Below are 25,394 nucleotides of genomic sequence, written 5' to 3'. Positions count from 1 at the left end.
TTGCTGAATTATTCTTCGTCGCCGAACCAACAGATGTTACGTGCAGCCATGATTAGCTCACCGGCACGTTCTGCAGTTAGGTCTTCAATGCCTTCTAGTTCATCAACGCCTTGGTCAGCTAGGTCTTCCAATGTTGCCACACCTTTTGCTGCAAGTTTGTAAGCCATTTCACGCTCTAGGCCTTCAAGTGCTAGCAAGTCTTCAGCTGGTTCAACACCGTCAAACGTCTCTTCTTTCGCAAGTGCTAGAGTCGTTAGTGCATCTTTTGCACGGTTACGTAGTTCTTCTACGATGCCTTCGTCTAGGCCATCAACTTCAAGAAGTTCGTTTACTGGTACGTAAGCAACTTCTTCTAGTGTAGAGAAACCTTCTTCAACAAGTAGCTGAGCGAAGTCTTCTTCGATGTCTAGGTGCTTCATAAAGTTTTCAATTGAAGCAACGGCTTCTTCTTGGTGTTTCTTCTGAAGATCTTCAACCGTCATTACGTTCAGTTCCCAACCAGTTAGTTGAGATGCTAGACGTACGTTTTGACCGCTACGGCCGATAGCTTGTGCTAGGTTGTCCGCTTCAACAGCGATGTCCATTGAGTGTGCATCTTCATCAACGATGATAGAAGCAACGTCAGCTGGAGCCATTGCGTTGATTACGAACTGAGCTGGGTTATCATCCCAAAGAACGATATCGATACGCTCACCACCAAGCTCGCCAGAAACCGCTTGTACACGTGCACCACGCATACCAACACACGCGCCCACTGGGTCAATGCGCTTGTCGTTTGTTTTAACAGCGATTTTAGCACGAGAACCTGCGTCACGTGCAGCACCTTTAAGTTCGATTAGCTCTTCACCAATCTCAGGTACTTCAACACGGAATAGCTCAGCTAGCATCTCTGGCTTAGAACGAGTAATGAATAGCTGGAAGCCACGAGCTTCAGGTTTAACTGCGTATAGAAGACCACGTACACGGTCGCCTGGACGGAAGTTTTCACGAGGAAGTTGGTCATCACGTAGGATTACCGCTTCAGCGTTGTTACCTAGGTCTAGGATGATAGTGTCACGGTTAACTTTCTTAACAACACCAGTTACAAGCTCACCTTCGTTGTCGATGAACTGCTCAACGATTTGAGCACGCTCAGCTTCACGTACTTTCTGTACGATAACTTGCTTCGCAGTTTGAGTCGTAATACGGTCAAACGTTACTGACTCAATATCATCTTCAATGAAACCGCCAAGTTCGATCTCAGGATCGTCAATCTTAGCCGCTTCAAGAGAAATTTCTTTCGTTGGGTTTTCAACGACTTCAACAGCTTCCCAGCGACGGAAAGTTTCGAAATCACCTGTTTTACGGTCGATTTCAACACGAACTTCAATTTCTAGTTCGCTTTTCTTTTTTGTTGCCGTTGCAAGCGCGATTTCAAGCGCTTCAAAAATACGCTCACGAGGAACTGCTTTCTCATTAGAAACAGCTTCTACTACCGCCAAAATTTCTTTGTTCATTAATCTAGCCTCTTAAGCTCTTCTCTCTAGGAGAACTAAAATTTAGGGATCAGGTTCGCTTTCGCAATATTGCTCAGGACGAATTCTTCTTCTTGTCCTTCAACTAATACTTTTACTGTCTCGCCTTCAATAGATTGGATATCACCTTTCCATTTACGACGGTTGCCGACAGCCATTTTCAAAACGATGCTTACCTCGTGACCAATAAATTGTTGGTAATGCTCTGCTTTGAACAGTGGTCTCTCTAAACCTGGTGAAGACACTTCAAGGTTATAAGCCACTGAAATTGGATCTTCAACATCCATTACGGCACTTACTTGGTGACTAACTTCAGCGCAGTCGTCTACATTGATACCGTTTGGAGAATCGATGTAAATACGTAGCGTTGAGTGCTCACCAGCACGAATAAATTCTAATCCAACTAACTCATAACCTGATGCTGCTACTGGAGCGTCAAGCATTTCAGTAAGTTGTCTTTCTAAACCAGTCATTTAACCACTCCAGAAACAAAAAAAGGGCTCAAAGCCCAATTTAAATTCCAAGCAAACATTATCTAAACGCATTTACAAATGCTTAGATAACAAAAAACCCCGTATAAGCCGGGGTTTTTGTTGCTGGACCCTTATATGCTAAGTGCCATCACTTTCGATCTCACACTTAACTCACAGTGAGGTTCACACTGTGCAAACTTGCTACCAATTAAGTCTAAATATAGTACTTAAAATTGGTTGCGGGAGCCGGATTTGAACCGACGACCTTCGGGTTATGAGCCCGACGAGCTACCAAGCTGCTCCATCCCGCGTCCGACTTGCGAGCATTATACGCCCAACAAGATCTTTTACAAGTTTGTAAACATGGTGCCGAGAGAGGGACTCGAACCCTCACACCCTAAGGCACTAGCACCTCATGCTAGCGTGTCTACCAATTTCACCATCTCGGCATCAAATCTTTACAGATTATTGTGGAATCTCGTCGCCTTGCGCCGGAACTTCACTCACTGTATCTTCAGCTTGCTGGATAACTTGACCTTGAGTCGGGTCTATCCACTGTGACTCAGTTTTATGTGTAGACATATTACCAAGCACTAAGCTAAGGACAAAAAATGTAGTTGCAAAAATTGCAGTCATTCGGGTTAGGAAATTTCCTGAGCCACTAGCACCAAACACAGTGTTTGAAGCGCCAGCACCGAAAGAGGCTCCCATATCTGCGCCTTTACCTTGTTGAATCAACACTAGGCCAATTACACCAAGCGCTGCCAACAGGTAAATCACAAGTAGAACTGTAAACATTCTTCCACCTATGTACCTAATTGTTGAGCCAGCGCCGTTCAAAAAGTTTCTTTAAGAACAAGGCTAGCGACCTCCTAACTGAAGGCCGAGCAATATTAGCGAATGCGGCGGTGTCTGACAAGGAGAATTTGCTAAAAAATAAGCCCTTACCAAGCGAACGGTCAAAAAAAAGCCAAAAGTAACACAAAACTCATTTATGTCCCTTTTGACCTCTATACGATTTAACTCTTCTTACTCGTAGATATTCTTGATAGCACTCACTGAATAAGGCGCTAAATTAGCAGTTCGCTTTTACCGCATCTGCGATCTTAAGTGCTGAAGCTTGAACTAAATCAGCATCTTCACCTTCAACCATAACGCGTAATAGTGGCTCTGTACCAGACTTACGTAATAATACACGGCCCTTCTCGCCAAGCTCAGCTTCTACTTCTACAACTGCCGCTTTCACCGCTTCAGCTTCCAGTGGGTTTGAATCACCACTGAAACGAACGTTTTCTAAGACTTGCGGGTATAGCGTCATGCCTTGAGAAAGCTCATTCAATGTCATTTCACTGCCAACCACGGAAGCAAGAACTTGCAGTGCTGCAACGATAGCATCACCAGTAGTGACCTTATCTAGCAGAATAACGTGACCTGAGTTTTCAGCACCGATCTTCCAGCCTTTTGCTAGCAGTTGTTCCATTACGTAACGGTCACCAACTGCAGCTCGTACGAATGGAATACCTAACTGCTTAAGGCCGTTTTCCATACCGAGGTTTGTCATCAGTGTGCCAACAACGCCACCTTTCAAGTCACCACGACGTAGTGCATCGCGAGCAATGATGTAAGCAATTTGGTCACCATCAACCTTGTTACCTAATTCATCAACCATGATGATACGATCACCGTCACCATCAAAGCCAAGGCCTAGTGCAGCTTTCTCCTCTAGCACTTTCGCTTGTAGAGCACGAACATCCGTCGCACCCACTTCGTGGTTAATGTTGGTACCGTTTGGTTCAACGCCAATAGCTACAACCTCAGCACCTAGCTCTTTGAATACCGCTGGAGCAATGTGGTAAGTCGCGCCGTGAGCGCAATCAACAACAATCTTCATGCCAGCAAGGGTCATTTGATTCGGGAACGTGCTCTTACAGAATTCAATATAGCGACCTGCCGCATCGTTTAGACGAACTGCTTTACCAAGCTCAGAAGAGTAAACACACTCAATGTCTTTATCAAGTTCAGCTTCAATCGCCAACTCGATATCATCTGGAAGTTTAGTACCTTCAGAAGAGAAGAATTTAATACCGTTATCATAGTAAGGGTTGTGTGAAGCCGAGATTACGATGCCCGCTTCAGCACGGAATGTTTGTGTTAGGTAAGCAACAGCAGGTGTTGGCATAGGGCCAGTGAACGTAGCTTGTAGACCCGCAGCAGCAAGACCTGCCTCTAACGCAGACTCCAACATGTAACCAGAGATACGCGTATCTTTACCGATAATAACTTTCTTTGTACCTTGCTTTGCAAGTACACGACCAGCAGCCCAGCCAAGCTTCAGAACAAAATCAGGTGTGATTGGGTATTGGCCTACTTTGCCACGCACACCATCTGTGCCGAAATAACGTCTTTTATCAGACATAGTGATTTTCCTTAATTATATTTAGTGATTGTTATTCATCACTTCGATTATTTTCATCGCTTCCAATGTCTCTTCGACATCATGAACACGAATAATTTGTGCGCCTTTCATTACGGCAATGGTTGCGCAAGTTACGCTTGCGACCATGCAGTCGGCTGGAACCTTGTCTAGCAATTTAAAAATCATCGATTTTCTCGACATCCCAGCTAACACAGGTAAGCCTAACGAATGAAACTTTTCAAGATGCGCTAGTAGGTGGTAATTGTGTTCTATGGTTTTACCAAAACCAAAGCCTGGATCAAGAATCAGCTGCTCTTTTGAAATACCAACCGCCTCACAAGCTTTTACCCTTTCTTGCAAGAATGCTTCTACATCCAGAAGAACATCATCATAATTTGGGTTAGCTTGCATGGTTCTTGGCTGGCCTTTCATGTGCATCAGACAAATCGGGACATTGGCATCAGCAGCGACTTGTAATGCTCCTGGCTCTTGCAAAGCGCGCACATCATTGATCAAATCAGCGCCCGCTTCAACAGCTTGGCGCATCACTTCCGCTTTACTGGTATCTATCGAGATCCACACATCAAACTTGGCACGAATCGCTTTAATAGCAGGGATGACACGCGCAAGCTCTTCTTCTAACGAAACATCAGGAGCGCCAGGTCGAGTTGACTCACCACCAATATCGATAATGCTAACGCCCGCTTTAATCATGCGTTCTGCTTGCTGTAGGGCATTATCAAGTGAGTTAAATTTTCCACCGTCAGAAAAAGAATCAGGGGTGACATTGAGGATCCCCATCACATGTGGGCGATCTAACACGAGAGTTTTATTATTTGCTTTTAATATCATGGAAGGCCGATCTTAAAGAGTAAAACACCATAGGCTATAAACAGAAAAACCCTGAGCGTACTCAGGGTTTTAATTGACTGGTTAGTGATTAAGAATCTTTGTTTTGAGCATCATCTGATTCAGATTTAACTTCTTCAACTTTTGACTCTTCAGCTTTCGGTTCCGCTTTAGCTTCTTCTGCCTTAGCTTCAGGTTTTGCTTCTTCCTTTGCAGGCTCAACTTTTACCTGATCACCCCAACCAGCTGGATCACGAATCTCTTGCTTACGTTCCATCAAGTCATCAATTTGACCTGCATCGATCGTTTCGAACTTCATTAGAGCGTCTTTCATCGAATGCATGATATCCATGTTCTCTTCGAGAATCTTCTTAGCTCTGTCGTAGTTACGGTCGATAAGGATACGAATCTCTTCATCGATAAGCTTAGTCGTGTCATCAGAAACGTGCTTAGCTTGGCTCATACCGCGACCAAGGAAAACTTCACCTTCTTCTTCTGCGTAAAGAAGAGGACCCAGTTTCTCAGAGAAGCCCCACTGCGTAACCATCTTACGAGCAATATCAGTTGCACGTTCGATATCGTTAGATGCACCAGTTGAAACTTTGTCTTTACCGTAAATAAGTTCTTCAGCAAGACGACCACCGTACAAGCTAGAAATCATAGACTCTAGGTGTTGGCGAGACATGCTCACACGATCTTGCTCTGGTAGGTACATCGTCACACCAAGTGCACGACCACGTGGAATGATTGATACTTTGTACACTGGATCGTGTTCTGGTACCAAACGACCAACAATCGCGTGTCCTGCTTCGTGATAAGCCGTTGACTCTTTCACTTCTTCTGACATAACCATTGAACGGCGCTCTGCACCCATCATGATTTTATCTTTAGCAAGTTCAAACTCAACCATAGAAACATTACGCTTGTTACCACGAGCTGCAAATAGCGCCGCTTCGTTCACAAGGTTCGCAAGGTCTGCACCTGAGAAGCCTGGTGTACCACGTGCAATAAGAGATGGTTCAACATCACCTGCTAGTGGAACCTTACGCATGTGTACTTTAAGAATCTGCTCACGGCCACGAACGTCTGGTAGACCAACCACAACCTGACGGTCAAAACGACCAGGACGAAGTAATGCTGGGTCTAGTACGTCTGGACGGTTAGTCGCTGCGATAACGATAATACCTTCGTTACCTTCGAAACCATCCATCTCAACGAGCATTTGGTTCAGTGTTTGCTCACGCTCATCGTGACCGCCACCAACACCCGCGCCACGCTGACGACCTACTGCATCGATCTCATCGATAAAGATGATACATGGTGCTGCTTTCTTAGCTTGTTCGAACATGTCACGTACACGAGATGCACCGACACCAACAAACATTTCAACGAAGTCAGACCCTGAAATAGTAAAGAATGGTACTTTCGCTTCGCCCGCAATCGCCTTTGCAAGCAACGTTTTACCTGTACCAGGAGGACCAACCAACAGGATACCTGTAGGGATCTTACCACCCAGTTTTTGGAAACGACTTGGGTCACGAAGGTAATCAACCAATTCTTTCACGTCTTCTTTTGCTTCGTCACAACCAGCGACGTCTGCAAACAACGTTTTGATCTGTTCTTCGCTCATCATACGAGCTTTGCTCTTACCAAAAGACATCGCGCCTTTACCGCCGCCGCCGCCTTGCATTTGACGCATGAAGAAAATCCACACACCAATCAGTAAGATCATAGGGAACCAAGAGATGAAGATAGTGCCTAGTAGGCTCTGCTCTTCAGGTGGTGTGCCCTGAACTTTTACTTTTTGATTAATTAAGTCATCAAGTAGCTTTTGATCATAAACAGGCATGTAAGTTACATACTTAGCACCACCGCCACGACGTGTGAAAGTGATTTCGCTGTTATTGAACTGTGCGTCTTGAATCTGGCCTTGGCCAACTTCCTGTACAAACGTGGTGTAATCTACTGCTCTGCCGTTACTTTCCCCAGGGCCGAAGCTCTGGAATACCGACATCAACACTACTGCGATAACAAGCCACAGAATTAAATTTTTTGCCATGTCACTCAAGGTGTCAGCCTCTCGATAACTAATTGTAATTAAAGGTAGGGTACTACAGTTTGTAACCTGTAGCTATATTGTTAACTCTCACTCTTGAAAGAGAATCGTTAACCTTTGTAACCAGTGGCTACGATAAACACTTCACGAGAACGAGCTCGAGAAGAGTCGGGTTTTCTGACTTTCACCGTTTTAAACATCTCACGGACGTCTTTAACGTATTGATCAAACCCTTCGCCTTGGAATACTTTTACAACAAAACTACCATCGGTAGCTAGAACTTGTCGACACATATCCAAAGCTAATTCAACTAAATACATAGCTCTTGGCTGATCTACAGAGTTGTTGCCCGCTATATTAGGTGCCATATCTGACATCACGACATCAACCATATTTGGTTGTATACGTTCCAATAAGGCTTCAAGAACAGCGTCTTCGCGAAAATCGCCCTGTAAGAAGCTAACGCCAGCAATCGGATCCATTGGTAACAAGTCACACGCAATGATTTGTCCGTTGTCTCCAACAATCTTAGCAGCATATTGAGACCAACCACCAGGCGCTGCACCTAAATCCACAACGGTCATCCCTGGAGACAGCAATTTATCTTTCGTTTGAATCTCTTCCATTTTGAAATAAGCACGTGAGCGATAGCCTTTCTTTCTTGCTTCGTTTGCGTACTTGTCGTCGAAGTGTTCCTTCAACCAACGGCCTGAACTGGCCGAGTGTTTCTGTTTGCTCATTGGATACCTAAAGTGGAGGAAAGTACTAATTGCCGAATAAATTATAGTCTTCAGCATTAGATGGCGTTAAAATAGGTTTTTTCAACCCTAATAGTAAAGAAAATTGGCCGCGTAATGAACCTAAGTACCAAACAAAAGCAGCATCTAAAGGGCCTAGCTCACAGTTTAAAACCTGTAGTGCTAATGGGCGCAAATGGACTTACTGAAGCTGTTCTAGCGGAAATCGAATTAGCTTTAGACCATCATGAACTGATAAAAATTAAAGTTGCATCAGAAGACCGTGAAACTAAGCTGCTAATTATCGATGCAATTGTACGTGAAACTAAAGCTGAGAAAGTACAGACTATCGGTAAAGTTCTAGTACTATTCCGTCAATCAGAAGCACGTAAAATCGAGATTCCACGTAAGTAAGTTAGCCATTTAATAAGCTAGCTTCACAGAGGGATGGCCAGTGCGCTTATCTTTTAGTGTAGCGTGAGAAACGAAAAAGGTCGCATTTAGCGACCTTTTTACTTATCAGAAACAAAGAAAATTCAATTAGATATATTCTACTTTGTCAATTTCGTAATCTTTATCACCGCCAGGAGTCGAAATAATTACTTCGTCGCCTTCCATCTTACCGATAAGACCACGAGCAATTGGTGACTTCACGGAGATACGGCCAGTTTTGATATCGGCTTCGTCTTCAGAAACGATTTGGTAACGGTACTCTTCGTCTGTATCAACATCAATCAGAGTGACTGTTGTACCAAAGATAATCTTACCCGTATTTTCCATCTGAGTTACATCGATGATCTGAGCCACTGAAAGTTTATATTCAATGTCGCGGATTTGAGCTTCACAGATACCCTGTTCTTCACGAGCAGCATGGTATTCAGCGTTCTCTTTTAAATCACCTAGTTCACGTGCTTCACCAATAGCTGCTGAGATAACAGGGCGTAGCTTAAGTAGGCGATCTAATTCGTCACGTAGCTGCTGAGCGCCACGTACTGTCATTGGAACCTTTTCCATTTTTTACCTCTATGCCAAAGTTTTCTTTGGCCAACATAAATACACCCAACGTATTTTATTGGGTAGTAGAAACAAAACGATTTGGCTAAGTGTAAACAAACTTTATGGCTAAATCATCTTTATTCCACTTTGCGTTTTAAAAGCTGTATCTAGGTCAAAATTACTGACATCACAAAAATGAATAGTAACCTCCCCATCAATAAGTCGAAAAATAAATATCTAAAAAAACAAAAAACAAACAAAACAAACACAGATCACACTTTTGTAAAAAACACTATAAAACATAAACTTAAATAACAAAAAATATAATAAAACAGTGTTCGTTTTTTAGTTTTATATCATTTTACTAACTGACAAATGAACTTTAGAGGTAAAAAGTAACCCATGGATTGCACTGGCATTTTTCAGACTTCTGTTCTAATCATGGTTATGAAGCCTGATTAATACAGGCAATACACAAAAGGGTTCAAATCCTTAATAAATACCTTTATGGACAGTAATTAGGAATTAATAACATGAACAAGACTATGATCGCGCTTGCTGTATCAGCTGCAGCTCTTGCTACTAGCGCAGTAGCAGCGGACGGTAAACAAGCTGGTGGTATCGACGGCACTTCTGTATACAGCTCTAACGGCACTTCTCTAGAAATCGGTGGCCGTGCTGAAGCTCGTCTATCTCTAAAAGACGGCAAAGCTGAAGATAAAACACGTGTACGTCTTAACTTCCTAGGTAAAGTTGAAATCCAAGACGGCCTATACGGTGTTGGTTTCTACGAAGCAGAATACAACACTGCTGACAACACTGGCGGTGACGACATTGACCACCGTTACACATACGCTGGTATGGGCGGTAACTTCGGTGAAGTAACTTACGGTAAAAACGATGGTGCACTAGGCGTAATCACTGACTTCACGGATATCATGTCTTACCACGGTAACTCGGCAGCATACAAAATTGCTGCAGCAGACCGCACTGACAACATGCTTTCTTACAAAGGCGAGTTCCAAGACCTAGCAGTAAAAGCAAGCTACCGCTTCGCAGACCGTACAGATTCAGTTGATGGCGGTTACACAGACAACAACGCAGATGGTTACTCTCTATCTGGTATCTACGCAATCGGCGATTCTGGCTTTAAGCTAGGTGCAGGTTACGCTGACCAAGACGAGCAAAACGAGTACATGCTTGCTGCATCTTACCGCATTGAGTCTCTATATTTCGCAGGTACTTTCACAGACGGTGAGCTAGCGAAGAAGAACGGTGATTACACTGGTTACGAATTCGCAACAGCATACACACTAGACAATACTGCATTCACGCTAACGTACAACAACGCTGAGTTCGACAACGAGACAGCTGCTGATAACGTTGCTATCGATGCAACTTACTACTTCAAACCGAACTTCCGTACGTACATCTCGTACAACTTCAACCTAATTTCTAAAGGCGACAAGTTTGGTGATACAACTAACCTAGTTACTCGTACTGCATCTAAAGCAGACGCTGAAGACGAGCTAGCTATCGGCCTACGTTACGACTTCTAATTCTGATTATCTAATTGATTAGTTAATTGTGAATCAAAACGCCCGCTCTCTAGCGGGCGTTTTTTATATCTGTATACTGAAAACATCAGCCATCCAAGACAATCTTCTATGCGCCTTCTACCCACACTACTGCTATGTAGTTTTTCCATTAGCGCTTTATCTGTTAACGCTTTCGCATACGCCCCTCTTGATACACTGCCCGATGGTAGTAGTGTGAGTTTGATACTCCAATCATTGAGTGATGATTCGAGTGAGCTAAATCCCAATAGCGATGACTTTTATCCACCAGCCAGCACGTTAAAACTGGTGACGGCTTTAGCGGCTAAATTAGAGCTAGGCGACAACTTTCATTACACCACCAGCATTGTTCGTTCTGGCAATGATTCGATCATTTCATTTAGCGGCGACCCAACACTACAACGCGAACACCTAAAAAGCCTGTTAGTTCAGTACGTTAAATATCAATCCAGAACCATAAAAGGCAACTTATACCTGGATAACACCGCTTATACCGGCTATCAACGAGCTGTGGGTTGGCCTTGGGACATTCTAGGCGTTTGTTACAGCGCGCCTTCTAGTGCGATGACCTTAGACAGCAACTGTGCCCAAGCCTCTATTTATACAAAAGATAACGGCAACACCCGCGTCTATATTCCAGCCCATTATCCAATAGACGTGACAACCAATGCAGCCACTGTTACGCGCTCTGGACAAAAAGCCACCCAGTGCGACTTAGAGCTCATCACCACAACAGATAACTCATATACGCTCTCTGGCTGCTTAGTGGAACGTAAGAAGCCATTACCACTAAAGTTCGCCATTCAAAACCCTGAGCTTTACACCTCTCAAGTGGTGAACTCACTACTTAAGGAGCTGAAAATGCAAGTAAAAGGTGATGTGATCATTGGAGCTAAGGAGAACACCAATAAAAAGACATTAGTGGCTAGCCATCACTCAGCGAAACTTCCAGAGCTGCTCGATACTATGCTAAAAAAATCAGATAACCTGATCGCAGACAATCTCACCAAAACCTTGGGAGCTAAGTTTTATGTGCAGCCGGGCAGTTTCAATAACGGCACTGAAGCAATAAAGCAGATACTGCTGACCAAAGCGAATATCGACCTCAGTAAAGCGCAACTTGTGGATGGTTCTGGTTTATCTAGAAACAATCGAATGAGATCGCAGACCATGGCTAAAGTGCTTCGCTATATCTGGGAAAAAGACTCACAGCTCAACCTGATCGAAGCCATGCCAACATCAGGTATAAATGGAACGCTGAAGTACCGACAAAGCATGAGGAAGGCACCGATTCAGGGCAGCATCACAGCTAAGAGTGGTTCTTTGTACGGAACTTACAATATGGCGGGATATGGTTTAGATAAGTCAGGAAAGCCAAGCTCTCTGTTCGTACAATTTGTTCGCGACTACTTCCCTGAAGAACAAGATCCAGATAAACCAGTGGAAGCACCGATTACGCTGTTTGAACGTGCTTTTTATAAAGATGTGGTTGAATACAGTCAAACACAGAGCCAGTCCAAATGACGAATCGTTTGTTGTAAACGGTTTATGACGCAATAAAAAATGGCGCTGAAGATCTTAAATCTTCAGCGCCATTTTTATTTTCGAAGTGCTGTTACTATTTAATAGGCGCTAGGCAATGCCTAAAAACGCATTTACGACGGTGAAATAGATCCACATCCCTGAGATGTCTACTATTGACGCTAATACCGGGCTCACCAACACCGCTGGGTCCAACTTGAACAAACGAGCTACAATAGGCAACCCACCACCGAGAACCGTTGAAATAGTCACCTGAATAAACAGAGCAACCGCGATAGCAAAGGCAATCATATTAATGTCATAACCACCAGTGGATTGGTTTTCACTGAACAGCAAGATACGTCCAATCATTACAGCTGCAATCGCTAGTGCTAAACAAATAGCCACTCTAAACTCTTTCCACAGAACATTGGCCCACTGGCGTTTCTTCAACTCACCAGTAGCTAAGGCTCTAATTACCAGAGTCGCGGCTTGGGTTCCCGTGTTACCACCAGCCGCGGCGATGACGGGCATGTAAATAGCCAGAAGCACCAATTGGCTTAGGATGTCTTCGTACTGAGCGATAATAAGCCCAGAAACGATACCTAGCAGTGCCAGCGAAATAATCCAACCAATACGCTGTCTAACATGGCTTAACACACCAGTAGAAAGGTAACCTTGTTGGGGTTCAACCTCTGAATAGATTAACCCTAGTTGGTGAGCTAGATGTCGCGAGCGCTTTTCAAAGCCTTGCTCCTCTAACTCACTAAGTAGAGCTTGAATCGTACTTAGAGAGCATTGCCCTAATACAAGCACTGCGTCTTCAAGCGGCATACAATTCAAAAGCCTGACCTGCTGTTCACGGCCATATTGCTGAAATGCATTCGATACAGCTTGAATGTCTTGCTCTGAGTACAGAGCTTCAATAGATAAAAAAGTGTTGTTCATTACCGTCATGGCGAATCTCCCGATTGGCAAAGGTAACGACCATCAAAACAAGTAGGCTTCAGCGAGTACTTCAAGAACATAAAGCTTTGCACACTAAGAGCTTAAATCCTATAACTCAAGCATATATAGCTAAGCGCATCAGGATCTTAAAGCACTGATGTGTCTACTTGTTAGAATCTAGTGTGTGGAAAAGAATGAGGGGGAAACAAAGATACCCTACCTGAACGGAAGGACAATAGATCAATACCGAGACAGGTTATTCTTCTCCATTCAAACTAGGAGGATGGTCGGTATTGTTCATAAAAATCTCCAAAATTACTGTCAGCTCGACAGCGCGCATAGTGTAGCAATCCTGTAAAAAGTTTTTCGTCAACTTTGTGTCAATAAAAAAGGCATCCGTAGATGCCTTTTATTCAATCATTGATATGCGTTATTACTTGATAGTAATACGAGCAAACTTACGCTTACCAACCTGATAAACTGCAGTACCCGCTTCAGGTACCAGTTTGTTATTTTCAACTTTCTCGCCTTCGATCTTAGCAGCACCCTGCTTGATCATACGCATCGCATCAGAAGTCGAGTTTACTAGACCCGCTTCTTTTAGAACGTTAGCGATTGGTAGGCCTGCTTCGAATTCGAACTCAGGCATATCATCTGGCACTTGGTTTTTAGCAAAGCGGTTAACGAACTCTTGCTCTGCTGCATCAGCATCAGCTTCACTGTGGAAACGAGCAATGATCTCTTTAGCCAGAAGTACTTTAACGTCACGTGGGTTTTTACCCGCTTCAACGCCAGCTTTCAACTCAGCCACTTCTTCAAGCGGACGGAAAGACAGAAGCTCGTAGTAGCTCCACATTAGGTCATCAGAGATAGACATGATCTTACCAAACATCTCGCTTGGTGCTTCGCTGATACCGATGTAGTTGTGTGCTGACTTAGACATCTTCTTAACGCCGTCTAGACCAACAAGTAGTGGCATCATCAGTACCGCTTGTGGTTTTTGACCTGCCGCTTTTTGCAGTTCACGACCCATTAGAAGGTTGAACTTCTGGTCAGTACCGCCAAGCTCAACGTCGCTCTCTAGTGCAACTGAGTCGTGACCTTGTAGAAGTGGGTACATAAATTCGTGGATAGCGATCGGTTGACCACCAGCGTAACGCTTTTTGAAGTCATCACGCTCAAGCATACGAGCAACAGTTTGGTTAGAAGCAAGACGAATCATGCCTTCTGCGCCAAGGTCAGATAGCCACTCAGAGTTGAAGCGAATTTGTGTTTTCGCAGGATCTAGAATTTTGAATACTTGTTCTTTGTAAGTTTCAGCATTCTTCAATACGTCTTCACGGCTTAGTGGTGGACGCGTTGAGTTTTTACCTGATGGGTCACCAACCATTGCAGTGAAATCACCAATCAGGAATGTCACTTCATGACCAAGCTCTTGGAAAGCACGAAGCTTGTTAAAGATAACCGTATGGCCTAAGTGGATATCTGGAGCTGTTGGATCAGCACCCAGTTTAATGCGTAAAGGACGACCTTCTTTTAATTTAGCAATCAGCTCGTCTTCTGGAATAAGTTCTTCTACGCCACGTTTGATCTCGGCTAGTGCAGCTTCAATACTCGCCATTCTTGTTCACTCCCACAGATTTGGCAAAAATATAATAGTTAGACATCTTACTTGAATAGCGATGTATTTTGAAACCAGTTACACTATTCCGTCTCCGATTTTCATCATATTTACAGAACGAACCGGAACATGTTGTCTATTTTTGCACGCCTTCCTATATTGCACCGGGCCTTTATCGTATTTTTTAGTGCCATAATTTTCATCGCGATTTTCTTACTTCCCGACGTCAACAGCTTGCGCGACGATACGGGCGTACTTGTCGTAGGTAAACATTACCCTTTGAGCATCGATGCTTCCGCGCTAGTAAGTTCGAATGACGCACCACCAACAGCTGTCCTGAACTGGGAACAATACACGGTTCGCTCTGGCGAAAGCACTTCTGTTTTATTTGAACGTATTGGTCTCTCATACCGCTTGTTACTCAATCTTCTCAATACCAATAAAGACATTAAAAAGCAGCTCTCAAACCTAAGACCTGGTGATGTGCTGCAATTCGGATTTGATGAAAACAACGACCTTATTCAGCTCAAACGACAACTTAGCGCGTTTGAAAGCTTCAAAATCACCAAATCCGGCGATTCATTCACCTCAAGTTTTGATAAAAAAGAAGTCGCTTATCAATACAACTATGCCGAAGCCAATATTACCTCAAATTTCTGGAATGCCGGTGTCAGTGCAGGCCTAACCGCTAACCAAATCATGGAACTTGCGGGTATCTTTGGTTGGGATATCGACTTTGCATTAGATATTCGTAAGAACGACAGCTTTAAAATCTTATATCAAGAGAAAGTGGTTGAAGGTGAAGTGATTGGCCGTGGTAAGATCATAGCTGCTATCTTTACCAACCAAGGCGATTCATTTACTGCGGTATTAGACGATAAAAGCGGTAACTACTACGACGAAAACGGCCGTGCAATGAAGAAGGCCTTTCTGCGCGCTCCTATCGATTTCCGTCGTGTAACCTCAAACTTCAATCCACGCCGAAAACACCCAGTAACTGGCAAGATTCGTGCGCACAGAGGCACCGATTATGCAGCCCCTGTTGGCACACCTATCTGGGCTGCAGGTGATGGTACCGTACAGAAATCTGGCTACAACCAATTCAACGGTAATTACGTATTCATTAGACACAGCAATACCTACGTCACCAAATACCTGCACATGAAGAAGCGGATGGTGAAAACAGGCCAACGAGTCAAGCAAGGTCAAACTATTGGTACTCTGGGCGGCACAGGCCGTGTAACTGGTCCACACTTGCATTACGAATTCTTAGTTAATGGCGTTCACAAGAATGCGCGTACCGTGAAGTTACCTCAATCTAAGTCGCTAACGGGTAAGGCAAAAGCAACCTTTATTGCAAACTCAGAGATTCGATTGAAAAACCTTGAGCGATACGGTCAGTTGCTAGCGACGAACTAGAAAGTTCAAGACTTGTAGCTTCAGAGCAAAATAGAAAATGAAAAGAGCGCCCGTCAAGGCGCTCTTTTTTTATATTCGCGTAACACTCCCATCTAGTGTTAGTCGCGATCAGGGTGAGTGGTAGGAACTTCATAAATTCGTCCGTCACATCAGGCCAGAACAACAGCGGAGCAAACGCCGATAAAGTCGTTGCGGTAGAGGCGGTAATCGGCTATGCCATCCGCTTGGCTGCATCTCGGTAGGCATCTTTACGCCCTTCTCCCTCTTGCATCCGTCGATCTGCGAATTCAGTCACCACAATCGCTCCGTCCACCGTATTCCGACCGCCATAATCAGCGAAAACAGAACTACGATGTTAACGGTCAAACCGAATACCGAGAGAACAAGTAATCCAGTTAGGAATGAGCCGGGAATAGAAATACCCACCAGCAGAGCAGTACGCACACCAAGAATAGCGATGATAACGATCACCACCAGAATAATGGCGGATAGGATATTGTTTTGCAGATCATTGAGCATGGTCTTCAAATCTTCAGATTCATCCTTGGTGTACTTGACCAGCAAGTTATTTGGCCACTCGGCTTGCTGCTGAGCACTAGCCATTACCGCTTTCACTAGCTCAACCGTTTCAATGATGTTCTCACCAGCACGCTTCTTGATATCCAAGACCACCGCAGACATACCATCTAAGCGAGCAAAGCTTTCTGGGTCTCGAAACGCTCGGCGTACTGTCGCCACATCACCAAAAAAGCGACTCTTCAGCTTGTCCCACACCTAAACCAAGCCAGATAGAAAGCAACATCACTAAAATCAAAGAAACTAAGCACGGCTGTTTAAGCTTCTGAAAAAGTGCTGAGTTAGAAGGTAGAGTTGGCATAACAAATCCTTTTCTGGCGCATTAGGTGTATTAGGTGCATTAATTGGCGCAACAGCCTCGCAAGAGACTCACTGATACAAATAAGTAATATTAACAGGACTGGAGAAATAAAGTTGAGCACGTTATCAACAGTTTAAAAAATATGCCGTGTACGAAAGGGAGGTAAAATTGAAGGGGATAAAAAACAAAAACGCCGAACATAAGTCCGGCGTTTACGATGATTCAAATATGGCTTTCAGTTAAGCGACGTTAATCTGGGCCTATACGCTGAATGATGCACCACAACCACATGTAGTTGTTGCATTAGGGTTGTTTACAAAGAAACGTGCACCTTCTAAGCCTTCAGTGTAATCAACCACGCCACCCATTAGGTATTGTAGGCTCATTGGATCGACAACCAGCGTTACACCACTGTTTACGATAGTTGTGTCGCCATCATTTACTTTTTCATCGAATGTGAAGCCGTATTGGAAACCACTACAACCACCACCTGTAATGTATACACGCAGTTTTAGCTCTGGGTTTTCTTCTTCAGCAATCAGCGTTTGTACGCGGGTAGCTGCTGCATCAGAAAAAGACAATGGGATATTTGCTTCGCTCACGACAACCTCTCTTACCTGTGTCAAAAACAACATGATACAAATCTAATTCGAGACCATAGTTGTTGAGTATTTTCTTATATTCTGCTGATTATCCAATACCTGATTGAAACGTTCAAGTATTCACCACCTGATCGCCGTTTTTCCTGCTAAAAACTCATCAAATAGAAACAAAATGAATGTGCAACCACACAAAATAATCAGATTCGGGCGATTATATCAGCTAAACCATTCCTAGTTGGATTATGGATAGGTACAATGCCAACCAATTGGTCCGACAGTCAAAAGAGGATATATCAATGACCAAATCAGCAGAGCTGTACGAAAAAGCACAGCAAACTATTCCTGGTGGCGTAAACTCTCCAGTTCGTGCATTCAATGGCGTAGGTGGTTCTCCAATCTTCGTTGAACGCGCTGATGGCCCACTTATTTTTGATGCTGATGGTAAAGCATATATCGACTACGTTGGCTCTTGGGGTCCAATGATCCTTGGTCACAACCACGCTGTTATCCGTGATGCAGTAATTGAAGCGGCTCAACGTGGTCTTAGCTTCGGTGCTCCAACTGAAACTGAAATCAAAATGGCTGAGCTTGTGTCTGAGATGGTTCCTTCAATGGAACAGCTACGTATGGTTAGCTCAGGTACTGAAGCAACGATGAGTGCAATTCGCCTTGCTCGTGGCTTTACTGGTCGTGACAAAATTCTTAAGTTTGAAGGCTGCTACCACGGCCACGCAGACAGCCTACTTGTAAAAGCAGGTTCTGGCGCTCTGACTCTAGGTCAGCCAAGCTCTCCAGGCGTACCAGCAGACTTCGCTAAACACACACTAACGGCAACATTCAACAACCTAGACTCTGTACGTGAGCTGTTTGAAGCAAACAAAGGTGAGATCGCCTGTATCATCGTTGAGCCTGTAGCGGGTAATATGAACTGTATCCCACCAGTAGAAGGCTTCCACGAAGGCCTACGTGAGATCTGTGATCAAGAAGGCGCGCTACTGATCTTTGATGAAGTGATGACAGGTTTCCGTGTTGCTGAAGGCTGTGCGCAGGCTTACTACAACATCAAGCCAGACCTAACGTGTCTTGGTAAAGTTATCGGTGGCGGTATGCCAGTAGGTGCTTTTGGTGGTCGTAAAGACGTGATGCAATACATCGCACCTACGGGCCCAGTTTACCAAGCTGGTACTCTTTCCGGTAACCCAGTAGCAATGGCTGCGGGCTATGCATGTCTGAACCTTCTGCGTGAAGAAGGCAACGAGAAGCGTCTAGCATCAAAAACTAAGCAGCTAGCGAATGGCTTCAAGCAACTAGCTGACAAGCACGGCATTCCAATGCTAGTTCACCAAGTTGGCGGCATGTTTGGTTTCTTCTTCACTGAGCAAGATGCAGTAACATGCTACGAAGATGTAACTAAGTGTGATGTAGAACGCTTCAAGCGCTTCTTCCACCTGATGCTAGATCACGGTGTATACCTTGCACCTTCTGCATTCGAAGCAAGCTTTACATCTCTTGCTCACGGTTCAAAAGAGATTGAAGCGACACTAGAAGCCGCTGACCGTTCTCTTGCTATTATTGCTGCAGAAAGCAAATAATCAAAAGCGCTAATAAGTCGCTAACTGATTGAATTTTGGGCTGCATTAACGCAGCCCTTTTTAATGGATAGCACTCAACTTATGAAGGGAAATCACTCTGTCACATACGTCGACCTATGTCGGCAAAGCGCTTAACGTTCCCAGAACAAGAAAACCAACAGCATGAGCGTACCAAGGAACATTCTGAACCAAGGAATCTCTTTTTTCGTTTGCTGCTCTTCATCTTGGCATTTCTTGTCTTTATTACAGCATCCCATTATCAAAACTCCTCATTGCTAACTCTCTGTTTTGCAGCCATTATAAACTCAGAACGCAAATATAGAGACCATTACCGTGTCAGAAAAAATTAAAATCAATTCCAGTCACTGGGTAATCATCATTGCGCTGCTCGCTGCGGCTTATGCTTGTTACCTACTTATAGAACCTTACGTTAACTCAATCGTAATGGCCTTCATCATTTCATTGTTAATGTTTCCGATCCATGAGTGGCTTGAAAAGAAGATCCCGAACAAAGCAAACCTCGTCTCATTACTATCTTGTGTGATCTTAACCTTTATTATTGTTATCCCTTTACTGGCAGTGTTCGCAGCGATCGTGCAGCAAGGCTCTCTATTTTCTCAAAACACCTATCAATGGGTCACACATGGCGGTATTCAAACCCTGTTTGAGCACCCTATCGTGGTTAAAGCGTTATCTTTCATTAATAACTACCTGCCTTTCGATAACATTGAACCGAAAGCTATCGCACAGAAAGTTGGTGAGTTCGCGACAAGCTTTGGCTCTAAGCTTGTCGGCATTAGTGCGAAGATCCTTGGTGATGCGACCAACTTCTTGATGGACTTCTTCTTGATGTTGTTCGTTCTGTTCTTCCTACTTAGAGACCATGACAAGATCATCAGTGTGGTTCGCCATATTCTTCCTCTGTCTCGCAGCCAAGAAGACAAACTTCTCGCTGAGATTGAGCAAGTATCAAAATCAGCAGTGATGGGATCATTCCTAACCGCTATCGCACAAGGTATTGCTGGTGGTTTCGGTATGTGGATTGCTGGCTTCCCGGGCCTGTTCTGGGGCACCATGATGGGCTTTGCTTCGTTCATCCCAGTAGTCGGTACTGCGCTAATCTGGCTCCCTGCGGCGGCATACTTGTTCCTAACCGGCGACACGACTTGGGCTATCTTCCTAACGGTTTACTGCGTGGCGATTGTTGGCTCGATAGATAACCTACTACGACCGCTGTTAATGCAAGGCAGTGCGGGTATGAACACCCTAATGATCTTCTTCTCGCTACTGGGTGGTATCCAACTATTCGGACTGATTGGCCTTATCTACGGCCCGCTGATTTTTGCGATTACCATTGTTCTATTTAACATCTACGATGAAGAATTTAAGGACTTTTTAAATCAGCAAGACAAGAGTTAAACCGCTCTTCAATCACTTACTTGCCGAACGAGTATTAAACACTTCAAGCTTTGGGCGGATTATGCGAAAATCCGCCCTCATTTTTTGCTAACAATTCAATAGAGTGTCCTATGTCAGCTTATATTGCCCCAAGCCAGATTGCTGAGCGCCAACTTGCCTACTTTGAAGGCAAACATGTTTTAGTTGCCGGTGAGGCTGAAGACTTATTCCCTGTTGAGTTAGCAAAACACTGTGAGTCTGTTTCTGTATTTACTTCAAACTATAGCTACTACCGTCAGCTTGAAGGCTACAGCACTATTCAACGTTTTTACGGTGCTGAGTTTACCGAAGAGACCAAAGCTGATTTAGTGATGTTGTACTGGCCAAAAGCAAAAGCTGAAGCTGAGTTTTTGCTAGCTATGCTGTTTGCCAAACTAGGCAAAGATACTGAGATTGTTGTGGTTGGTGAGAACCGCTCTGGTGTGAAAAGCATTGAGAAGATGTTTGCCGCTTACGGTAAGGTCGCAAAATACGATTCAGCGCGTCGTTGCTCTTTCTACTGGGGGCAATGCTTTGAGCAGCCAGCCGCTTTTAACCTGCAAGACTGGTTTAAAACTTACTCGGTGAACATTGGTGAGCAATCACTTACCGTAAAAAGTCTGCCAGGTGTCTTTAGCCATGGTGAATTCGATGTCGGTAGCCAGCTTCTGCTCGATACTTTGCCAACGTTGAAGGGGAAAGTGCTGGATTTCGGTTGTGGGGCAGGTGTACTCGGTGCGGTGATGGCCTCTCGCAATCCTGATATTGAGCTTGAGATGTGTGACATCAGTGCGTTTGCAGTAGCGTCTAGCCAAGCAACTCTGGAAGCGAACGGCTTAACGGGCAAAGTTTTCGCTTCTGACGTCTACTCAGATACAGCGCAAGACTATCAATTCATTATCAGCAACCCACCATTCCACTCAGGCTTGGATACGAGCTACAGTGCAACAGAAACCCTTCTGGCACAGGCTCCGCAGTATTTAAACCGCTCTGGTGAGCTAATCATTGTTGCCAACAGCTTCTTAAAATACATCCCAATTATTGAGCAAGCATTTGGAAAATGCGCGACTCTAAATAAGACCACTAAATTCGCGATCTACCACGCAAACAAGTAGCCTCTCTAGCACAGCGCAGGGTCATTATCTGCGCTGTCTGTTCATGTTTTTATCAAAAACCTATAAAAGTGAGCTTTTGCACACGCTTTAAATACCACTTACTTGTCAAAGTAAAAAAACTCGTTAATTTCGTTAAATTGGAAATCATTTAATTCTATTCTCTGTACTTGTTTTCGCCCCTTTAGCAGTACATCAAGGAAAGTAGTACCCAATTTATGTTTAGATTTTATCGTAAGCAGAAGTTTAAGCGCCTTCAAAATACCCTAATGCTGGCGTTTCTTGTCCTTAGTATTACACCAGTGACACTTATCGCGATATTTTTCCTTCAATCGCACAGTCAGGATCTTCAGGAACAAAGCACTTCGCACCTTGTTTCTGTTCGTGATACTAAGCAACAACAGATTGTCGATTACCTACAGGCTCAAGAATCTCAAGTGATGGGCTTTGTTCGCTCAGAACTCGCCAATGCCAGTGGTGGACGCTTCTATGGCTTGATCAATGCTTTCCAGCGCTTGGGTTTGGATATTGACGAAGCTCGCAGCAATGCTCAACAACGTTACATTCAAGGTTCTGGTGATCAGATCAAAACATCCATTCTTCCAGAATCGAGCAGCTATATTGGCAGTGAACGTTATCGCTTACTGCATAAGCGCTACCATAACGCATATCTAGAGTTGCTTAAACGCTCTGATTTTGAAGATATTTTATTGGTTGATATCAACGGTAACGTGGCTTACTCCGTCTTTAAAAATGACGATTACGGCACTAACTTGCTAACAGGTAAATATAAGGACTCAAACCTAGGTATTACTTTTAAGCGACTAGCTAAAGACGTCACTGACCGACGTAAATCCAACGAAGATTACACGCCAGTTATTGTCTCCGACTTTAAGGATGAGAACGGTAAACAAACAGCATGGCTAGGGGCACCTATCGTGCAGCAAGGTTATTTACACAGTTACGCGATGTTTAGGCTGCCAATCAACGGCATTACTAAGCTGATTGCCGATCAAAACAAGAGTTCTAACATCCAGACTCTGCTCGTTGGTAGTGACCACTTACCTCGTAGCCTTTCTCATTCGCAAGAATCTATCAACCTAAGCCTAGATGTGGTGGACAAAGCACTGGCAGGCGAAACCGCAGTTGGCACATTCGATAACACCCAGAATCAAGCCATCATCGCAGCTTATACACCCATTGAACTCAAGTACGCCACTTGGGCTTTGATCGTTGAGCTTCCCGAAAAAGAAGCCTTCGCACGTATTCACCAGCTTGAAAAGATTTTCGTTATCGTGATGCTCACGGCAATCATTTTGGTGGTGGTTGCATCACACTATTTATCAAACTTCATCACCTCACCGCTGCTTAAACTAACATGGGCAGCCGAAAAAGTCTCCGCTGGCGATCTTGATGAAACCATGATCAATACCGAGCGCAAAGACGAAATTGGTCGCTTGGCAGTCAGCTTTGAGCGAATGCAACGTTCAATTCGTGACAAGATGCAGCTGATCAAGAGTCAAAATGAGGAACTTGAGGAAAACCTTAAGACCATTCAGAAACAAAATGATGAATTGCAGCTAGCCAATAAACTCAAAGATGAATTCTTAGCAACCACCTCACACGAGTTGAGAACACCTCTGCACGGTATGGTTGGTATTGCTGAAGCACTGATATCAGGTGCGAATGACCCTATCCCGGCTAACCAGAAATACCAGCTGGATATCATTATCAATAGTGGTCAGCGACTAGCAACCTTGGTTGATGATCTGCTTGATTATCACAAGATGCGCTACGGCAGTTTGGACATTAAAAAATCTGCCGTTGATCTATCTGCAGCCACTAGCTTGGTGCTCGAGCTATCTCACCACCTACTGGGCAATAAACCGATTCGTATCATTAACCAAGTACCAAGCGATTTAGGGCTAGTGTCGTCCGATCCTCAGCGCCTTGAGCAGATAATGTATAACTTGGTCGGAAACGCCATCAAGTACACATCAGAAGGTAAAATCGTTATCTCTGCGAGTGTCATCGACGACAACATTCGTGTGCAAGTGGTCGATACAGGTCAAGGGATACCAGCAGAGTACCTTGAACATATCTTCGAACCACTGATTCAAGCAGGCCAAGACGCCAGTAACTATCGCCAAGGTGCAGGTCTTGGTTTATCGATCAGTCGCCAGCTAATTGAATTAATGGGTGGTTCGCTGTACGTAAGTAGCCAGCCAATGCTGGGCACTACGTTCAGCTTCACTCTGCCTCTAGCAACAGAAGAAGAGCTTAAAAACTACAACGAATCAGGTAGCTACTCACACTTCAAAGCGCCTGATTTGATTGATAACACGCAGCAGGAAAACAGCGTCATCAATGAGAACCCTGATGGTCCGCTACTGGTTATCGCCGATGATGAACCCGTTAACCTTCGTGTCTTAGACAGCTTCTTAAAACTAGAAGGTTATCGAGTACGTACAGCCTGCGATGGCCCTGAAACCATTGACCTGATTGAAAAAGAGAAGCCAGAGCTACTGCTGCTCGATATCATGATGCCGGGCATGAGCGGCTATCAAGTGTGTGAAACACTGCGTAAGCAATATGACCATGCGCAACTACCGATCATAATGCTTACCGCGCTCAACCAAGCAGAAGACCGTGTACGCGGCTTCGAAGCTGGCGCTAATGACTATTTGTCTAAGCCATTCAACAAACAAGAACTAGCAGCTCGAATCACAGCACATCTATTAGCAAGTAAAGCTGAGCAGAGACGCCTTAAGAACGACCAACTACAACTCGAACTTAAGCACAGAGCGATGGTTGAAGCTAACTTGCTAGAAACTCAGGGACGTTTACTTGAGCAACTAGAATCAGCGCCAGAGGCCATCATCTGCATTCGTGATGACCAACGCATTCGCTTTGCCAACGAAGCCGCAGCAAAGCTATTTAGACGTGGACAAGAGCAACTCAAGCGCTCAATGGCCGACGAAATTATCGCGCCTAAATACCTAAAGGTGGAACAAGCGCACTACTGTGGCGATATCGACATCTATATAGATGATACTCGTCAGCGCATACCGAGTGACATCCTTAAGTTACCTGAAGGCTCTGGGCTAGACACCATGTACATCTTCAATGTTGGCGGTGGCGTTAACTCAAATCGTATTAATAACCTTGAAACGGCGGTTGAAGCGCTTTCCAGCTACGCCTTTGAAGGTGATAAGGACAAACTGCAACAATTGAAAGAACTCGGTGGTGAGTTTACTCGACTGGCAGATAAAGCCAGTGGAGAAGGTAAAAACAAACAAGAGTTAATGCGAGAGGTATTAGTCGACGCGATGACCAACGCCATCCTTTACTGGGAGTCGGTTACCGGAGAAACTAAGTTTGCATTCGCGGAGAAGAGTGGCTTGTGGCGCGTTTACCTAGACAGAAGCACACTACAAACGCGAACATTAGACAAATATCTACGTGTAGAAACGCTGCCTAAAACACCTCGCTGGCGAACAGTTCTAAGCTCTATCGAGTTCATTCTCGAACACTGTAAAGAACAGACACCAGAGAGAACGCACATTGAGATGCTCAGGGACAAACTGCAGAAATTACTGACCAGTTAATTCTGAACTAACATCACTCTATTAGCCCACCTTGCGTGT

The 25,394-nt window shown here is 44.3% G+C and carries 21 protein-coding genes, 2 tRNA genes and 1 pseudogene; 8 read left to right on the top strand and 16 right to left on the bottom strand.

Features of this window, described 5'->3' with window-relative positions; all coding sequences use genetic code 11:
* Window positions 1–8: 8 nt before the first annotated feature.
* From nusA to rlmE, 9 genes are all read right to left on the bottom strand, one after another.
* The gene (gene nusA / locus ACTRWI_RS08490) at window positions 9–1,496 is read right to left on the bottom strand and encodes a transcription termination factor NusA (RefSeq protein WP_105025491.1); all 1,488 of its coding nucleotides are present in this window, start codon (window positions 1,494–1,496) and stop codon (window positions 9–11) included.
* A 35-nt stretch (window positions 1,497–1,531) separates the two neighbouring features.
* Window positions 1,532–1,987, bottom strand: a complete 456-nt coding sequence (gene rimP, locus ACTRWI_RS08485) for a ribosome maturation factor RimP (protein ID WP_004738265.1) — start codon at window positions 1,985–1,987, stop codon at window positions 1,532–1,534.
* Between the two features lie 234 nt (window positions 1,988–2,221).
* Window positions 2,222–2,298, bottom strand: a tRNA-Met gene (locus ACTRWI_RS08480).
* A gap of 53 nt (window positions 2,299–2,351) precedes the next feature.
* Window positions 2,352–2,436 (bottom strand) — tRNA-Leu (locus ACTRWI_RS08475).
* 16 nt (window positions 2,437–2,452) lie between these two features.
* On the bottom strand, window positions 2,453–2,785 hold the full coding sequence (secG, locus tag ACTRWI_RS08470; protein WP_499130511.1) for a preprotein translocase subunit SecG: 333 nt from the start codon (window positions 2,783–2,785) through the stop codon (window positions 2,453–2,455).
* Between the two features lie 277 nt (window positions 2,786–3,062).
* Entirely contained in the window at window positions 3,063–4,403 is a 1,341-nt protein-coding gene (gene glmM, locus ACTRWI_RS08465; protein WP_499130510.1) for a phosphoglucosamine mutase, read from the bottom strand.
* 21 nt (window positions 4,404–4,424) lie between these two features.
* Window positions 4,425–5,255 (bottom strand): dihydropteroate synthase, encoded by an 831-nt coding sequence (folP, locus tag ACTRWI_RS08460; protein WP_499130508.1) that lies wholly within the window; start codon window positions 5,253–5,255, stop codon window positions 4,425–4,427.
* An 88-nt stretch (window positions 5,256–5,343) separates the two neighbouring features.
* Window positions 5,344–7,320, bottom strand: a complete 1,977-nt coding sequence (gene ftsH, locus ACTRWI_RS08455) for an ATP-dependent zinc metalloprotease FtsH (protein WP_499130506.1) — start codon at window positions 7,318–7,320, stop codon at window positions 5,344–5,346.
* 98 nt (window positions 7,321–7,418) lie between these two features.
* Window positions 7,419–8,048 (bottom strand): 23S rRNA (uridine(2552)-2'-O)-methyltransferase RlmE, encoded by a 630-nt coding sequence (rlmE, locus tag ACTRWI_RS08450; protein WP_004738253.1) that lies wholly within the window; start codon window positions 8,046–8,048, stop codon window positions 7,419–7,421.
* Between the two features lie 114 nt (window positions 8,049–8,162).
* Between rlmE and yhbY the strand changes: the two genes are divergently transcribed.
* Window positions 8,163–8,459, top strand: a complete 297-nt coding sequence (gene yhbY / locus ACTRWI_RS08445; protein ID WP_499130503.1) for a ribosome assembly RNA-binding protein YhbY — start codon at window positions 8,163–8,165, stop codon at window positions 8,457–8,459.
* 126 nt (window positions 8,460–8,585) lie between these two features.
* Here yhbY and greA read toward each other — a convergent pair whose 3' ends face one another.
* Window positions 8,586–9,059, bottom strand: coding sequence for a transcription elongation factor GreA (greA, locus tag ACTRWI_RS08440; protein WP_499130502.1), 474 nt, complete (start codon window positions 9,057–9,059; stop codon window positions 8,586–8,588).
* 515 nt (window positions 9,060–9,574) lie between these two features.
* On the opposite strand from greA, the gene ACTRWI_RS08435 reads away from it, so the two are divergent.
* Window positions 9,575–10,600 (top strand): porin, encoded by a 1,026-nt coding sequence (locus ACTRWI_RS08435; protein ID WP_499130501.1) that lies wholly within the window; start codon window positions 9,575–9,577, stop codon window positions 10,598–10,600.
* Between the two features lie 108 nt (window positions 10,601–10,708).
* Entirely contained in the window at window positions 10,709–12,142 is a 1,434-nt protein-coding gene (gene dacB, locus ACTRWI_RS08430; protein WP_499130499.1) for a serine-type D-Ala-D-Ala carboxypeptidase, read from the top strand.
* Between the two features lie 108 nt (window positions 12,143–12,250).
* Here dacB and ACTRWI_RS08425 read toward each other — a convergent pair whose 3' ends face one another.
* Complete coding sequence (locus ACTRWI_RS08425; RefSeq protein ID WP_171367371.1) at window positions 12,251–13,096, bottom strand: magnesium transporter; 846 nt, start codon at window positions 13,094–13,096, stop codon at window positions 12,251–12,253.
* A 424-nt stretch (window positions 13,097–13,520) separates the two neighbouring features.
* The gene (gene tyrS, locus ACTRWI_RS08420) at window positions 13,521–14,708 is read right to left on the bottom strand and encodes a tyrosine--tRNA ligase (protein ID WP_499130496.1); all 1,188 of its coding nucleotides are present in this window, start codon (window positions 14,706–14,708) and stop codon (window positions 13,521–13,523) included.
* A 129-nt stretch (window positions 14,709–14,837) separates the two neighbouring features.
* Here tyrS and shyC point away from each other — a divergent pair, with 129 nt between their 5' ends.
* The gene (shyC, locus tag ACTRWI_RS08415) at window positions 14,838–16,127 is read left to right on the top strand and encodes a peptidoglycan DD-endopeptidase ShyC (protein WP_499130494.1); all 1,290 of its coding nucleotides are present in this window, start codon (window positions 14,838–14,840) and stop codon (window positions 16,125–16,127) included.
* A 100-nt stretch (window positions 16,128–16,227) separates the two neighbouring features.
* Here the strand turns inward: shyC and ACTRWI_RS08410 are convergent.
* The 3 genes and pseudogenes from ACTRWI_RS08410 to erpA all read right to left on the bottom strand — a co-directional run.
* Window positions 16,228–16,874 (bottom strand): annotated as a pseudogene (locus ACTRWI_RS08410) (efflux RND transporter permease subunit); the annotation flags it as partial.
* The gene (locus ACTRWI_RS08405; RefSeq protein ID WP_499130493.1) at window positions 16,867–17,004 is read right to left on the bottom strand and encodes a hypothetical protein; all 138 of its coding nucleotides are present in this window, start codon (window positions 17,002–17,004) and stop codon (window positions 16,867–16,869) included. The pseudogene ACTRWI_RS08410 and the gene ACTRWI_RS08405, both read right to left, overlap by 8 nt.
* A 260-nt stretch (window positions 17,005–17,264) precedes the next feature.
* The gene (erpA, locus tag ACTRWI_RS08400; RefSeq protein ID WP_216604752.1) at window positions 17,265–17,639 is read right to left on the bottom strand and encodes an iron-sulfur cluster insertion protein ErpA; all 375 of its coding nucleotides are present in this window, start codon (window positions 17,637–17,639) and stop codon (window positions 17,265–17,267) included.
* Window positions 17,640–17,902: 263 nt separating this feature from the next.
* Here erpA and hemL point away from each other — a divergent pair, with 263 nt between their 5' ends.
* Window positions 17,903–19,198, top strand: coding sequence for a glutamate-1-semialdehyde 2,1-aminomutase (gene hemL, locus ACTRWI_RS08395; protein ID WP_499130490.1), 1,296 nt, complete (start codon window positions 17,903–17,905; stop codon window positions 19,196–19,198).
* A gap of 131 nt (window positions 19,199–19,329) precedes the next feature.
* Here hemL and ACTRWI_RS08390 read toward each other — a convergent pair whose 3' ends face one another.
* On the bottom strand, window positions 19,330–19,455 hold the full coding sequence (locus tag ACTRWI_RS08390; protein ID WP_004734537.1) for a hypothetical protein: 126 nt from the start codon (window positions 19,453–19,455) through the stop codon (window positions 19,330–19,332).
* A 76-nt stretch (window positions 19,456–19,531) separates the two neighbouring features.
* Here ACTRWI_RS08390 and ACTRWI_RS08385 point away from each other — a divergent pair, with 76 nt between their 5' ends.
* The 3 genes from ACTRWI_RS08385 (at window position 19,532) to ACTRWI_RS08375 (ending at window position 25,355) form a co-directional block, all read left to right on the top strand.
* Window positions 19,532–20,617, top strand: a complete 1,086-nt coding sequence (locus tag ACTRWI_RS08385; RefSeq protein ID WP_499130488.1) for an AI-2E family transporter — start codon at window positions 19,532–19,534, stop codon at window positions 20,615–20,617.
* Window positions 20,618–20,727: 110 nt separating this feature from the next.
* Window positions 20,728–21,750: a 16S rRNA (guanine(1207)-N(2))-methyltransferase RsmC gene (gene rsmC, locus ACTRWI_RS08380; RefSeq protein ID WP_499130487.1), complete on the top strand. Its 1,023-nt coding sequence runs from the start codon at window positions 20,728–20,730 to the stop codon at window positions 21,748–21,750.
* A 215-nt stretch (window positions 21,751–21,965) separates the two neighbouring features.
* Window positions 21,966–25,355: a response regulator gene (locus ACTRWI_RS08375; RefSeq protein WP_499130485.1), complete on the top strand. Its 3,390-nt coding sequence runs from the start codon at window positions 21,966–21,968 to the stop codon at window positions 25,353–25,355.
* Window positions 25,356–25,394 lie beyond the last annotated feature (39 nt).

The organism is Pseudoalteromonas sp. G5_S1_14_S5 (genome assembly GCF_054968605.1).
The sequence above is the reverse complement of the archived record's forward strand: the minus strand, read 5'-3'. Positions and strand labels throughout refer to the sequence as shown.